A 13717-nucleotide genomic window follows, 5' to 3' on the forward strand; every position below is an offset into this window, starting at 1 on the left:
ATGGCGGCTTCTGTTAGCGAGAGTCGGCCCATGAGCAACACCTTACCGCCAGATGCCAAATCTTCAGAGGCTATGTCTTCAAAGACAGTAGCTTCAAAGACTAGGTCGCCCTCCAGCGATCAATCAGGCAGGCCCTTTAAAACCATCGGGCTGATTGGTCGGTTGGGTAGCGATAAAGTAATCGATTCTCTGCAACGTCTGGTGACCTATCTCGTCGCCCATGAGTATTCGGTGCTGGTGGAAGACCGCACGGCAACCGCCTTGCCGCACCATGGTCAACCGGAAGCAAGCCGCCGCATGTTGGGGGAGTTGTGCGATCTGGTGATCGTGGTGGGAGGCGATGGCAGTTTGCTTGGTGCGGCGCGTACACTTTGCCGAAGCGGAACGCTTATTTTAGGGGTTAATCGTGGCCGCTTAGGGTTTCTCACGGACATCTCGCCGGATGAGCTGGAAACCCGTGTTAGTGAAGTGCTCGCGGGCGAATTTGAGATTGAACAGCGTTTCCTGTTAGACGCCGTGCTTTACCGTAACGGTGTTGCGGTGGGCAACGGCGATGCCTTGAATGAGGTTGTCCTGCACCCCGGCAAAGCGGTACGCATGATTGAGTTTGAGCTGTTTATTGATGGCCAGTTTGTTTATAGCCAGCGCAGCGATGGCTTGATTGTCGCCACGCCTACCGGTTCTACGGCTTATGCGCTCTCGGGTGGTGGGCCGATTATGCACCCCAAACTTGATGTAGTGACGCTGGTGCCGATGTTTCCCCATACGCTGTCGAGTCGGCCAATCGTGATTGATGCCGCTAGCGAAATCCGTATTCATATTGGCGAAACTAACCAAACCTATCCGCATATTAGCTGCGATGGGCAAACGCGAGCGGTAGCGAAGCCCAACGATGTGTTGGTGATTACCCGTAAGCCTGAACGCGTTCAACTGGTGCACCCCATCGGACATAATTTCTACGAAGTGCTGCGCAGCAAATTAGGCTGGAGCCATCGGTTGGGGGATTAAGCATGCAGCGTAAAACGCAAGGCAGGCCTCAGCTGGAAGGATATGACCTGATTGGTGATGTCCACGGCTGTGGCGCTACGTTAGCCACATTACTCGAAAAGCTGGGTTATCATCAGCGCAGCGGTGTATACCGTCACCCACGCCGCAAGGTGATTTTCCTTGGCGACCTGATTGATCGTGGGCCGCGTATTCGCTTGGCAGTGACCATCGCCCGGCGAATGGTAGAGCAGGGCGAGGCCTACATTGTGATGGGTAACCATGAGTACAACGCCCTGGCGTATACTCATCCAGGGCCTGCAGGTAGCCACAAACGCTGGCTGCGTGAGCATACTCCTCGGCATAATCGCATTATTCAAGACACTCTAGAGCAGTATCGCGACTACACCAACGAGTGGGAAGATACGTTGGCGTGGTTTAAAACTATCCCGCTCTGCCTTGAGATAGACGGGATTCGGGTGGTGCATGCCTGCTGGGATCAGAAGCTGATTGACGAGCTAAAGCAGCGACGTCCTGATCAATGCATGGACACCGAGTTTTTGGTTGAATCCACCGACCCCACTACCCAAGCGTATCAAATACTAGATCGCCTCACTCGAGGCCCGCATGTCTCGCTGCCAGAAGGAATTGCGATACACTCTGGTGATGGCTTTACGCGGAAAAGTTTCCGCGCCCACTTTTGGGCTCAAGACCCACAGCAGTGGGGGGATGTAGTCTTTCAGCCGGATAACTTGCCCGGCGATCTTGAAACCCGCGAACTCACGGCCGAAGAGCGGCAGCAATTGAGTTATTATGGGCCAGAAGAGCCACCGTTATTTATTGGTCACTACTGGTGCGAAGGGATACCGTCGCTTCCCGCTCGCAATATCGCCTGTTTAGACTACAGCGCGGTCAAATATGGCCGGTTAGTCGCTTATCGCTGGAGCGGGGAGACGACGCTAAATGCCGACCACTTTGTATGGATTAAGGTGCCGAAAGAGGAGCGGGCATTGCCGAAACCCTGGGAAATTGATTTTGATTAGGTGATTATTTCTTTGGTTACGTTTTTTTACATAATTTTTGCAAAACGGCTGAACTAACGCTGCTGTCGGCTATCAGAGTAAGTGTTCCCTTGAATGATCCCTTGCTTTTATTCTCCGGCGGTCCCCACCGCCGGTTTTTTTTTGCCTGTCTGTTGGCAGCCGATAGCTCGCCCAATACCTACTCGCTGCGGTCAGCGTGCCGTTAGCGCATTGATTAGAGGGATGTTATGCATCCAGTGATGCTTTTGCCCGATCACGCGGATACAAGCGAACTGCGCAAGGCACTTTGGCGCCACCGCATTGGTCACCGCATTACCGACGAGGCCGACGGCCAGCTGCTATGGATTGCTGACCCTCGTCAGCACGATGAATTAAAATCACTGGTAGAGCGCTGGAAACAGGGGGAACCCCTGGAGCTTCAGCACTCAGCCAAGCGTTCACGCAACATGACTTCTTCCCTGACTTCTCTCAAACAAGTGCCGGTGACGGCCTTGATGATTGCGATAAGCGTGGTGGTGTTTGCTCTGATAGGGGTGTTCGGTGACCAACTGATCGTGACGTTGACCATCGTGCCCATCGGTATTGCGGGGGGTGAGCTTGTGTTCGGTCAGCTGTCGCAAACGCTCTCGTCAGGGCAAGTGTGGCGCTTGCTATCGCCTGCATTTCTGCACTTTGGCTGGATGCATTTGATATTTAACCTGATGTGGGTGTGGTACTTCGGCCGTCAGATTGAAGCGCTGCAGGGCAGCCGTACTATGCTACTGCTGCTGATTGTGGCGGGCATAGGCGCCAACATCGCTCAGTACCTGACCGGTACCGTATTGTTTGGCGGTATGTCCGGTGTGGTTTATGCGCTGCTGGCCCACGTTTGGTTGATGTCCCGACGGGTACCCCGAAGTGGTTTCTTTGTGCCGCAAATGCTGGTGGTCTTCATGCTGGGGTGGATGGTGTTCACCATGACCGATATGGCGGGCAGCGTTGGTTTTGGCAATGTCGCTAATGAAGCGCATTTGGGTGGCCTACTCGTGGGGCTCATCACAGGCTGGTATTATTCATCCCGCCGTTTGAAAAAACATTAAGAGGCCGCAATGAGCGAAATGACGTTCGAGAAAATGATTAACCAGATGACCCCAGCGATCTATGAGAGCCTGAAACAGGCGGTATCGCTGCGCAAATGGCCTGATGGTCGTCGCTTAACGCCCGAGCAGACCGAGCTCTGTTTGGAAGCCGTGATGCGCTATGAAGCTGAGAATAATGTGCCGGAAGAGAGCCGCGTAGGCTATTTAGAGCAGCGTACCTGTGGGGCAGCTGCCAACGGCGCTGGTGTAACACCAGAAATGGCCGGCTTGGCACGGGATGCCACGCGTGATTGAAGCGGCAGTGCAAGGTTGTTTAAGCAAAATGGCAGCAGCGCTGCCTGATCGTCAGCATGAGCAGGTAACCTACCATTTGCGTGCAGGGGAGCATTGTGTCGCGCTTAATGAGCGTATCGGTGAGCCGCTTAGTTTGCGTTGGACGGGCGCGATTGCCTGTACCCACTGTGGGCGGGCGACCAAGAAGAGCTTTGCTCAGGGCCACTGTTACCCTTGCTTTAAGCGGTTAGCACAATGCGATACCTGCATTATGAAACCAGAAACCTGCCACTTTTTCCAAGGCACCTGCCGTGAGCCGGAGTGGGGAGAGAAGCACTGTTTTCAGCCTCACATCGTTTACTTGGCTAACTCTTCTGGCTTAAAAGTGGGTATTACGCGCAAAACCCAAATGCCAACCCGTTGGTTGGATCAAGGTGCAATACAGGCACTGCCGATTCTGGAAGTCGATACTCGCCAGCAGTCCGGGTTTGTCGAAATGCTGTTCAAAGAGCAGGTGGCCGATCGCACCAACTGGCGGGCCATGCTTAAAGGTGACGTTACAGTAATGGATTTAGCCGCTGAGCGTGACCGGCTGCTGAGCCTGTTAGCTGGCGGGCTGAATCAACTCCGCGAGACTCATGGGGCAGATGCCATTCGCACCCTGGAGCAGCCCGCACAAGAATTTCACTACCCGGTCAGCGTCTTCCCAAAAAAAGTGGTGTCGCATAATTTTGATAAGCAACCGGTAGTGGAAGGCGTGCTGCAAGGCGTCAAAGGCCAGTATTTGCTGCTTGATAGCGGCGTTATTAATCTCCGCAAATTCACAGGTTACGAGATCCAGGTGAGTTAATCGGCTAGCCAGAGTGCGGTGAGTTGGCTAAGGTTAGGGGGTAGATTTATCTCGCCTTAAGCAATGCAAGGAAGCCCCGATGCCCTGGCTTAAACTGCTTCACATTGCCGCGCTAGTGATTTGGTGCGGCTCGCTGTTGTACTTGCCCGCTTTGCTCAGCCAAACGCTGCAGCTACGTAAAGACTCGGGCTTTGCTCAGGGTACGCCGCCAATGCCGCGGTTTTTTTATATCTCCTTTGCTACCCCTGCAGCCTTAGTGGCGATTGCGTCGGGTACGCTGCTGTTTCTTATCCATGGCATATTGGGCGGCTGGTTAATCTTAAAGCTTGGCGCCGTGGTGGCGATGGTGGCCGCTCATGGCTGTTTTGGCTGGTTAATACTGCGTCTTGAGCAGGGCCACTACCGTTGGGTGAAGCCCGCCAACTGGACAGCGCTATGCGTTGCGTTAGTGGCCATTCTCAGTGTGCTAGGCTTTGTATTAGCAAAACCGCTGGATTGGAGCTAACACTGTGGCTCTAGTCCTCAACGTCGACACCGACCGCATGTTCATACACCAGTTGGCCGCCCAGCAGGCCCGCCACGGCGATCAAACCAGCGGTGATCAGCGATACGGCCAATCCCCAGGGCAAAATCGCGCTGGCGTCGTTAAAGCGCAGCAGCCAGTTCAGCGACGCCAGCGAGAGCATTACGACCGCTACGATGGCATGACTCCAACCGGTAATCAGCCGGCGAATACGCGGCACGGTGACCAAGTCAATAATCCCCGCCGTACTGGCAATCCAGCCGCCAAACGCACCGACGCCAGCCAGCCACAAGCTGGCACGCAGCCAGAATTCATCACCACTCAGCAAAAAGCCGATATCGCTGGCCACCAGCGCCAACAGCGCGGCGACCGGGAAATGAATCATCACTGGATGCAGTGGGTGGCCGGCGATAGAGGCGCGGCTTACGATCGAGATTTGGCGAGTTTTTGCCATGGTCACTTCCTGTGGGCAGAAAAAAGGAATTCAGGGATGAGGCTTAGACTTCAATATTTAACACGTATCCAGCGCTTAACAAGTATTCAACGCTTAACCCAGCAGAGGGTCAACCGGCTGGGCATTCTGCTCGCACTGTTAGCTGGATTACTGCTAACCGGCTGTACGGGCGATAAGTCTATTCTAGACCCGGCAGGCCAAGCTGCGCGAGATGTGGTGATGATTTGGTGGGTGATGCTAGGGTTTGGCACCGTCGTATTGGTCATGGTCACCGTTTTTTGGCTGTATACCTTTAAGCGTAAAGAGGTGGCACGCACGCCGGTAGAAGAGCGCCGGGTGGCACGGCGTTGGATTGTCGGCGGCGGGATAATACTGCCAGTCGCCAGTATTATCGCGCTGTTAACTTTTGGTGTGCCGACGGGTCAACGCATGTTAACGCTGCCTTTAAGTGATCCACCGGAAGTGATTGAAGTCATCGGCCATCAGTGGTGGTGGGAAGTGCGCTACCCCGAAGCGGAAGGGGGCGAAGTGGTGACTGCTAATCAACTCATCATGCCGGCGGGTGAACCCATTGATTTTCATGTCACCGGTGCCGATGTGATCCATGCCTTTTGGGTGCCGCGGTTAGGTGGCAAGATTGATATGGTTCCAGGGCGCATCAATAAAATACGCTTGGAAGCGGATGAGCCAGCGGTATTTGGCGCTCAGTGCGCTGAGTTCTGCGGCGCCCAGCATACTAAGATGCAGCTCTATGTAGAAGCTGTGGAGCGAGATGAGTACGACGCTTGGTTGGCTGACCGTCAAACGGAAGAATTGTCGTCGCTAGCGGCAAACGACCAACAGCATGAACCTGCCAGGGAGGCATTTATGACCCATTGCGCGAGCTGCCACCGGGTAGCCGGGCTCTCAACGGCTGGAGAAGGGCCTGACCTTTCTGATTTAGGCAGCCGTACCAGCTTAGGAGCGGGCATTATGGCCATGGAAGAGGGCGCGGTGACCCACTGGCTGCAACACCATCAACGTTTAAAACCAGGCAATAAAATGCCGCCCCACGATGATATTGACACCGCTACCTTGGCGTCCCTGGGTGCTTGGCTGGAGAGCTTGACACCATGACGACCATTAATCGTGAAGTGACGCCACCGGGCGATTTACCCGAAAATCCTAAGCGGTTGCACAACGATCTGCATGAGATCTGGGGAAATCCGCGCGGCTTGAAAGCACTGACCATTGTAAACCACACCACCCTTGGCCTGAGGTTCATGATCACTGGGATGGTATTTTTCTTGATCGGCGGTTTGTTGGCCATGCTGGTACGCACCCAGCTGGCGCTTTCTGATCAAGATTTCATGACGCCGGATATCTATAATCAAGTCACCACCATGCACGGCACGGTGATGATGTTCTTGTTCGCTATTCCTATGCTCGAAGGGCTGGCGATTTACATGATTCCTAAGATGATCGGTGCCCGCGATCTGGTCTGCCCACGGCTGACATCGCTGGGCTACTGGTGCTATCTATTCGGCGGGATCATCTTAACTTTTAGTTTGGTGTTAGAGATGGCACCGGACAGTGGCTGGTTCATGTATACCCCGCTTAGTAGTAGCGAGTACTCACCGGGTTTAGGTTCGGATTTTTGGCTACTGGGGATCACCTTTGTTGAAATCTCCGCCCTCTCTGCGGGTGTAGAACTGGTGGTTTCAATACTGCGTACGCGTACCCAAGGAATGGCGCTGCATAAAATGCCGCTGTTTGCCTGGTACATTCTCGCGATGGCTTTAATGATTGTGGTCGGTTTCCCGCCGCTGATTCTGGGCAGTATTTTACTTGAGCTCGAGCGTGCCGCTGGGATGCCCTTTTTTGACGTGGCCGGGGGCGGTGACCCTATTCTTTGGCAGCATCTCTTCTGGCTGTTCGGTCACCCTGAGGTTTACATCATCTTTTTACCGGCGGCGGGGATAGTGTCTACGCTGATACCGGTGTTCGCTGGTCGTCCGATTGTGGGCTATGGCTGGGTGGTTTTCGCCATTGTCACCACCGGCTTCATTAGCTTTGGGTTATGGGTCCACCATATGTTCACTGTGGGGATTCCCCAGCTGGCTCAAGCCTTCTTTTCAGCTGCCAGTATGTTGGTCGCAGTGCCCACGGCGATTCAGGTATTTGTTTGGCTGGCGACGTTATGGCTGGGTAAGCCGAAGATGAAGCTGCCGATGCTATGGATATTAGGCTTTTTGATCATTTTTGTGTGCGGCGGCTTAACGGGGGTAATGCTGGCGCTGGTGCCGTTTAACTGGCAAGTGCACGATACCCACTTCGTGGTGGCACATATGCACTACGTTTTAGTCGGCGGAATGTTCTTCCCGCTGATCGCCGGGCTTTACTACTGGCTGCCTCTCTTTTCAGGCCGCATGCCTTCTGAAACGCTGGGTAAATGGGGCTTCTGGCTGACATTCATCGGTTTTAATACCACCTTCCTTATTATGCACTGGACCGGGCTGCTGGGTATGCCGCGCCGTGTTTACTCTTATGACGCGGGCATGGGTTGGGATATTTTTAATCTAATTTCTTCAGTAGGCGGCTTCATTATGTCGGCGGGGATTGCCATGGTGCTGCTGGATTTTGCCCTACACTTCCGTTTTGGCAAGCCCGCTAAGCCTAATCCATGGAATGCTGATGGCCTTGAGTGGGCCAATAGCATGCCGCCAAGCGCCTATAATTTTGTCAGTTTGCCAAAAATCGAGACACGCCACCCGCTTTGGGATGATCCTGATTTGCCGCGCACTATGGCGGAAGGCCAGCATAGTTTGGCGGTAGCGACTCATGGGCGACGTGAAACGTGGGGAACCGATCCGTTAACCGGCAAAGTGCGCGAAATTATTCACCTGCCGGGTAACTCGTGGTGGCCACTTTTCGCCGCGATGGCACTGGCAGTGGTGTGTTTAAGCCTGCTGACGCGCCTTTACCCGTTGGCCGTTATCGCCGTGGTGATCGCTGGATTGTTTCTATTACGCTGGTCATGGGAAAACGGTGCACATCCAAAAGCTGCGCCTGATGCACGGGTGGCACCCGGCGATCCTCCGCTGCACTCGCGCACCATGGATGGCCCTGGCTTATGGGCAATGTCGATTACCATGCTGGCCAATGGCTCGTTCTTCCTTTCCTATTTGTTTGGCTGGTTTTACCTTTGGACGGTCTCGCCTGAATGGCGAATGCCTGAGGTATCACCGCTCTCTCTGATGGGGCTGCTGTTGGCTGGTGGGTCACTCACGGTAGGTGCAGGCATCCTCGAAAAACTGATAAGTGGGTTGCGTCAGCAGCGTGATGCTGGGCTGTCACTAGGCATGTTCAGTACTAGTGCGCTTGGGTTTTTGCAGGTGGGCATCACGCTTTGGGTACTGCTGAGCGCAGACCTTGCGGTTACCGAGAACTCTCATGATGCAATCATTATGGTGGGACTAGCGTATGCACTGTTTCATGGAGGTTTGGGTGCTGTGCTAACGCTGCTTCAGGGCCTACGGGTGGGTTATGGCTATGTGGGCGCCCATGCACCTTTTGAGCCCGCTGTCGTTGCTCAATTGTGGCGTTATAACGTGGCGACGTTCTGGATCATCGTGGGCGCGCTTGCCGTGCTGCCCCGTGTCATAGGGAGTTAGGCGGATGAACATCGTGATGCAGCGCTTACACCTCACTCACCCATTACACTTTGTTATTGGCTTAACGCTTTGGAGTGCTTGGTTTGTAACAGTTTACGGTGGCCATGCTGTGGCCTGTGAAGTCATTCCCCCTGACCCAGAACAAGGTGTTTTTACCCTCGTTAATGCGTTGTTGCTTATGGTCAGTCTTGCCGCCGTTGCGCTGTTAGCTGCGTTAACGGTGGGGTGTTACCGCATGAGCAAACGTCATGCTGGGCGGCTGCGCTTTAATGCGCGGGTTTCTGCCGGGCTCTATCTCTTTTCTACCTTCGGCGTATTGTTTGCAGCGATGCCCATCATCGGTATTCCGCCTTGCCTGTGAGCGGTATGACTGACACTAACGCAGACAAGCTTTATACCCTTCACGGCATGTGGTGTACCAGTTGCGCGTTGGCCGTGGAAGGCTCCCTCAAACGGAGTGCTGGTGTGCGCGACGTTAGCGTGCATTATCCCAGCGCCACGCTCTGTATAAGCGGCACGCCAGCCGCGATTCAGCTCTCAGGGCTTGCCTCAAAGGTCAAGCGACTAGGCTACCGGCTGACGGAACTTGAGCCGGTGGGCGATGCCCATGCGCGACTGGAAGAGGAGAGCCGCTACCTCACCCTTAGGCTGATGGTGGGTTCGCTATTTGGCATGTGGACCATGCTTGCCTCAGTTCTGATCTACGCATCCGCCTTGCCCAATGAACAGGTCGAGCAGGTAGTGGCATGGGTGTCGGGTGCTTTTTCACTTCCCGTGGTGCTGTTTGCGGGCGTGCCGTTTTACCGAGCGGGATGGCGTACATTGCTCGCCAAACGCCCTGGAATGGATGTGCTCGTCAGCCTTGGTGTGTTTGGCGCAGTACTCGTCTCGCTTGGGCTTTTATGGCGCGGTTCATCGGAAGTATATTTCGATACGGCGGTGATGCTGATTGTGCTATTGCTGGTCGGGCGGTTAGTGGAAACGCTGTGCCGTCACCGTGGGTTAAAAGCGCTGGACGTATTGACACTACCGAACGCGAACATAAGCGTTTACCAACATGAACATTGGGTAATGGTTCCTGCCGATGAAGTGGCCGCAGGAATGCGCGTCGAGTTAGCGCCAGGTGAGCTGATAGCGCTTGATGGCACCCTGGAGGCGCCTGGTTGGATCGATACTGCCTCGTTGACCGGTGAAAGCCTGCCGCGCCACTTTCATACAGGTCAGAAGGTCTACGCAGGCTGCCGCTACCTGGGGGCAGCGCCGCTGGTAATGCAGGTGAGCGCCGGGGTAGGCAAGCGCCGGTTAGACCGTCTATGCGACGAAATGCGCCGCTATCAGGCCAAAAAAGGCGAGCTGCAGAAGCTTGCTGACCGCTTTGCCGCTTGGCTAAGCCCCTTAGCGCTTGTGCTGGCGTTACTGACGCTGCCTGCTGCGCTGTTATTTGGAACGGGCTGGGAAGAGGCCTTTGTGCGGGCGCTTTCCGTACTGGTGGTGGCGTGCCCCTGTGCTGTGGGGCTTGCCGTGCCGTTGGCAAGCCTTGCCGGTAGCGGTCAGGCCATGCAGCAAGGTATTGCGCTACGCGACCCGGCAGCGCTTGAAACCTTGGCGCGCATTCGCTCGGTAGCACTGGATAAAACCGGCACCTTAACGACCGGGAATCATTCCGTGCTGCATTGGCAGGCGCGGGAGGGCGTTGATAAGCATACTGTGCAGCGCAAATTAAGCGCCGCCGTCGTTGGAAGCGAACATCCGCTAGCGCACGCGTTAACCCACTGGTCGGATAATCAACATGATCAGCACCCGGAGCAGAATCCGGATCAGAATATAGAAGTAAATGAATCGCCTGGGGAAGGGCGCCGAGTGCAGCTAAATAGCGGCGAGTGGCTAACGCTAGGCAGCGCTAATTGGCTAACTCGTCAGCAGATTGCGTTGCCATTTCAAGCTGAAGACCCCGCGCTGACGTTTGCTTCTCAAGTGATGTTGGCTGACGAAGCGGGCTGGCTGGCCACGTTCTATCTGGCTGATCAACCGGTGGAGGATGCCGCTCCAAGCATGAAGCGCCTGCTCGCATCAGGCTATGTGGTGGTGATGATTAGTGGCGACCGGCAGGGAGCCGTTAGCTGGCTGGGTGAGCAGATAGGGCTTGCCCGAGAAGCTTGCTATGCCCAGCGTTCGCCTGAAGCCAAAGCGAGGCTGTTGCAGGCGCTACCATCGCCAACGCTCTACGTGGGTGATGGCTTGAATGATACGTTGAGCTTGGCCGCAGCTGATGTGGGGATTGCCCCGCTAGGTGCCAGCGAAGCCGCCCGTGAAGGGGCTTCTGCACAGCTCATGACGCCGGGAATGGGTGGTGTAGTGCAACTGCTTAGCATTGCTAAACGCACCCGGCGCATCATGGTGCAGAATCTGTTCTTCTCGGCACTTTATAATACGCTGGCACTAGGGCTGGTAGCTGTGATGGCCATTCCGCCCCTGGTCGCGGTACTCGCCATGGCGGCAAGTTCGCTGAGTGTCACGCTCAATGCCGCACGGTTAGCGTGGGCCGAGCCGGAGGAAAACGATCAGAGGGTTCCAGAATAGCCGAGTGCCTGTTTAAGCCGCTCGGCATTCGTTGCCACCCAACGTGGGTCAATCGCTCCCCAGTCACGTATCTGGTAGCGGCCAATGTTGTAGCGCTCGCCTTCATCTTTCGTAAATACGCACTCGATATCTAATTCGGCAAGGGAGGCGATCGTATCCTGGGCGGTACGCCGTGGCATGCCGGTGGCCTCAATGAGTGCAGGCACGCTGGCAGCGCCATGTTCGATCAGATGGGCCACGTATAAACGTCGGTAAAAACTCGATTTCGTTTTGCTAAGCGCGGACATGAGGGTTCCTTAACAGCAAATTGATTAATGCGCTGCTTAGCTTAAAGGAATAAGTCGCCCTGCGCCCGTGGTGGGCGGAAATCCCGCGTGTTCAAGCCCTGCTCGGTGCGATCCTGCATGTTCCACTGGCGGCTGGCGCGTGCAAAGCGCTGGGCAATTAAATTCGCGAATACTCCTTCACCACGAAAGCGCTTACCAAATTTGGCATCATAGGCTTTGTCGCCCCGGCACTGACGCATAAGACTCATCACTTTGGCGGCGCGTTCTGGGTAGTGAGCTTCCAACCACGCTTCAAACAGCGGCGCTACTTCATAAGGTAAACGCAGTAACATCCAGGACGCCGTTCGTGCGCCTGCTCGGCTGGCGGCTTCCAGTAGCTTTTCGATTTCATGGTCGGTCAGCCCTGGGATAACCGGTGAAATCAATGTCCCTACCGGCACACCCGCCGTATTAAGTTCACGAATAGCCCGTAAGCGCGCCTGAGGCGACGCCGCCCGTGGTTCCAGCGTGCGCTTTAACTGGGCATCCAGGCTGGTCAGGCTAACAAAGACCCGCACCAAACGATGTTCCGCCATCTCTGCCAATAGTTCTAGATCGCGTAGCACCAGCGTGCTTTTAGTCACTAACGTTACCGGATGGCGGCATTCCAGCAGTAACTCCAGCAAGCGGCGGGTGGTTTTATAAGTAGCCTCTAATGGCTGGTAGCAATCGGTGTTGCCGGAAAGGTTGATCGGGCGGCACACATAGCTGGGGTGGCAGAGCTCCTCTGTTAACCGTTCCACCATCCCGCTGCGGGCAATCAACTTGGTCTCAAAATCCAGCCCTGGCGATAAATCCCAGTAAGCGTGGGAGGGGCGTGCGTAGCAGTAAACGCAGCCATGTTCACAACCACGATAAGGGTTCAGTGAGCGGTCAAATGGCAAGTCCGGTGATTTATTCCACGACAGTGCGCTCTTGCTCACTTCCTCGCGCACTTCGGTGGCGATGGTCGTAGAGGCTTCCTCACGCCACCAACCGTCGTCTTCCACCACGCTATGGCTAGGTGCAAAACGGTTGTGAGGGTCGTACGTTGCCCCGCGGCCTTTACGCACGGCTGAAACACTCGATGTTTGATCGGGGATCGTCATTTGCCACCTCTGGCCTGTATAACTAATTATATGGCTATTTATACAGTATATGGCGTTTGGGGAAAGGCGCAAGAAAACGCTTAGCGGCTTAAATAGCAAATTCGGGGATACAAACGCGTCTTTATTTCATACGCTTAAAGAACCCGTTGTTGCCAGCATGGAAAGAGGCGATTTGACCTATGGAACTGCAACCACATTTTGCATTAATGGCATCCTACAACCAGTGGATGAATGCCAAGGTATATGACGCCGCTAGCAAGCTAAGTGCGGCTGAGCTTATAGAGGATAGAGGCGCTTTCTTTAGCTCTATTTTTGGCACCTTGAACCATATCGTTGTTGCCGACACGATTTGGCTTAAGCGGTTTGCGGCTCATCCTTCTTCAGCCGCCACATTGGCAGTAATGGAGCCGCTGCCCACGCCAACGCATCTCGCTCAACGCCTGTTTGATGATATGCAAGGCCTAAGCGCGCATCGCCATTGGCTGGATAGCGTGATTATTAACTGGGTAGCCGCGCTGACCGATGATGACCTGGATACGCTACTGAGTTACCACAACACCAAAGGCGTGGCTTCAACCAGAAGTTACTCGCGCCTTATTAACCACTTTTTTAATCACCAAACCCACCACCGCGGGCAGGTATCTACCTTGCTCTCGCAAGCCGGTATAGATATTGGCGTCACTGATCTGCTGGCGTTGATTCCGGATGAGGGGTAAGGAAGTAAGTTCACATATAAGAGCCTACTAAGTGCCTATTCAAAATTAATCGCGTGATCAGTTCCGTAACCACCGAGTAAGCGGTGTACCTCTTCATGTAGACGTTCAAACGAGAGATAGGCACTCAAGGGCAGCCAGGTGTACTTCA

14 protein-coding genes and 1 pseudogene are annotated in these 13717 nt (G+C 54.7%); 11 read left to right on the plus strand and 4 right to left on the minus strand.

What is annotated here, in order from left to right; genetic code table 11:
- Positions 1 to 30: 30 nt before the first annotated feature.
- The 6 genes from HUO07_RS17440 (at position 31) to HUO07_RS17465 (ending at position 4734) form a co-directional block, all read left to right on the plus strand.
- A complete protein-coding gene (locus HUO07_RS17440; protein WP_422822704.1) occupies positions 31 to 1008 on the plus strand; it encodes an NAD(+) kinase in 978 nt (325 codons plus the stop codon).
- A 2-nt stretch (positions 1009 to 1010) separates the two neighbouring features.
- Positions 1011 to 2027 (plus strand): metallophosphoesterase, encoded by a 1017-nt coding sequence (locus HUO07_RS17445; RefSeq protein ID WP_246286765.1) that lies wholly within the window; start codon positions 1011 to 1013, stop codon positions 2025 to 2027.
- Positions 2028 to 2254: 227 nt separating this feature from the next.
- Positions 2255 to 3106 carry a rhomboid family intramembrane serine protease gene (locus HUO07_RS17450; protein ID WP_176304615.1) on the plus strand — a complete coding sequence of 284 codons (852 nt, stop codon included), beginning with the start codon at positions 2255 to 2257 and terminating at the stop codon, positions 3104 to 3106.
- 9 nt (positions 3107 to 3115) lie between these two features.
- A complete protein-coding gene (locus HUO07_RS17455) occupies positions 3116 to 3400 on the plus strand; it encodes a YeaC family protein (RefSeq protein ID WP_176304616.1) in 285 nt (94 codons plus the stop codon).
- The gene (locus HUO07_RS17460; RefSeq protein WP_176304617.1) at positions 3384 to 4229 is read left to right on the plus strand and encodes a DUF2797 domain-containing protein; all 846 of its coding nucleotides are present in this window, start codon (positions 3384 to 3386) and stop codon (positions 4227 to 4229) included. The genes HUO07_RS17455 and HUO07_RS17460 overlap by 17 nt, the downstream gene beginning before the upstream one ends.
- A gap of 79 nt (positions 4230 to 4308) precedes the next feature.
- A complete protein-coding gene (locus tag HUO07_RS17465; RefSeq protein ID WP_008957005.1) occupies positions 4309 to 4734 on the plus strand; it encodes a CopD family protein in 426 nt (141 codons plus the stop codon).
- Between the two features lie 10 nt (positions 4735 to 4744).
- Here HUO07_RS17465 and HUO07_RS17470 read toward each other — a convergent pair whose 3' ends face one another.
- Entirely contained in the window at positions 4745 to 5206 is a 462-nt protein-coding gene (locus HUO07_RS17470; RefSeq protein ID WP_176304618.1) for a DUF2231 domain-containing protein, read from the minus strand.
- Positions 5207 to 5242: 36 nt separating this feature from the next.
- Here HUO07_RS17470 and coxB point away from each other — a divergent pair, with 36 nt between their 5' ends.
- From coxB to HUO07_RS17490, 4 genes are read left to right on the plus strand one after another with little or no spacing between them, the layout of a single operon-like run.
- Positions 5243 to 6322, plus strand: a complete 1080-nt coding sequence (gene coxB, locus HUO07_RS17475) for a cytochrome c oxidase subunit II (protein ID WP_176304619.1) — start codon at positions 5243 to 5245, stop codon at positions 6320 to 6322.
- Positions 6319 to 8859, plus strand: a complete 2541-nt coding sequence (gene ctaD, locus HUO07_RS17480; RefSeq protein ID WP_176304620.1) for a cytochrome c oxidase subunit I — start codon at positions 6319 to 6321, stop codon at positions 8857 to 8859. The genes coxB and ctaD overlap by 4 nt, the downstream gene beginning before the upstream one ends.
- Positions 8860 to 8863: 4 nt before the next feature.
- Entirely contained in the window at positions 8864 to 9220 is a 357-nt protein-coding gene (locus HUO07_RS17485; protein ID WP_176304621.1) for a hypothetical protein, read from the plus strand.
- 5 nt (positions 9221 to 9225) lie between these two features.
- The gene (locus HUO07_RS17490; RefSeq protein ID WP_246286767.1) at positions 9226 to 11439 is read left to right on the plus strand and encodes a heavy metal translocating P-type ATPase; all 2214 of its coding nucleotides are present in this window, start codon (positions 9226 to 9228) and stop codon (positions 11437 to 11439) included.
- On the opposite strand, the gene HUO07_RS17495 is transcribed toward HUO07_RS17490, so the two are convergent.
- Positions 11421 to 11726: a winged helix-turn-helix domain-containing protein gene (locus HUO07_RS17495; protein ID WP_176304622.1), complete on the minus strand. Its 306-nt coding sequence runs from the start codon at positions 11724 to 11726 to the stop codon at positions 11421 to 11423. The two genes, HUO07_RS17490 and HUO07_RS17495, sit on opposite strands and share 19 nt — an antisense overlap.
- A gap of 41 nt (positions 11727 to 11767) precedes the next feature.
- Entirely contained in the window at positions 11768 to 12853 is a 1086-nt protein-coding gene (locus HUO07_RS17500) for a PA0069 family radical SAM protein (RefSeq protein ID WP_176304623.1), read from the minus strand.
- Between the two features lie 179 nt (positions 12854 to 13032).
- On the opposite strand from HUO07_RS17500, the gene HUO07_RS17505 reads away from it, so the two are divergent.
- A complete protein-coding gene (locus HUO07_RS17505; RefSeq protein ID WP_176304624.1) occupies positions 13033 to 13569 on the plus strand; it encodes a DinB family protein in 537 nt (178 codons plus the stop codon).
- Between the two features lie 35 nt (positions 13570 to 13604).
- Here the strand turns inward: HUO07_RS17505 and HUO07_RS17510 are convergent.
- Positions 13605 to 13717: pseudogene (locus tag HUO07_RS17510) on the minus strand (IS630-like element ISHsp2 family transposase); the annotation flags it as partial.

The sequence above is a fragment of the Vreelandella maris genome (assembly GCF_013371085.1).
In the GTDB taxonomy this organism is placed as follows: Bacteria; Pseudomonadota; Gammaproteobacteria; order Pseudomonadales; family Halomonadaceae; genus Vreelandella; species Vreelandella maris.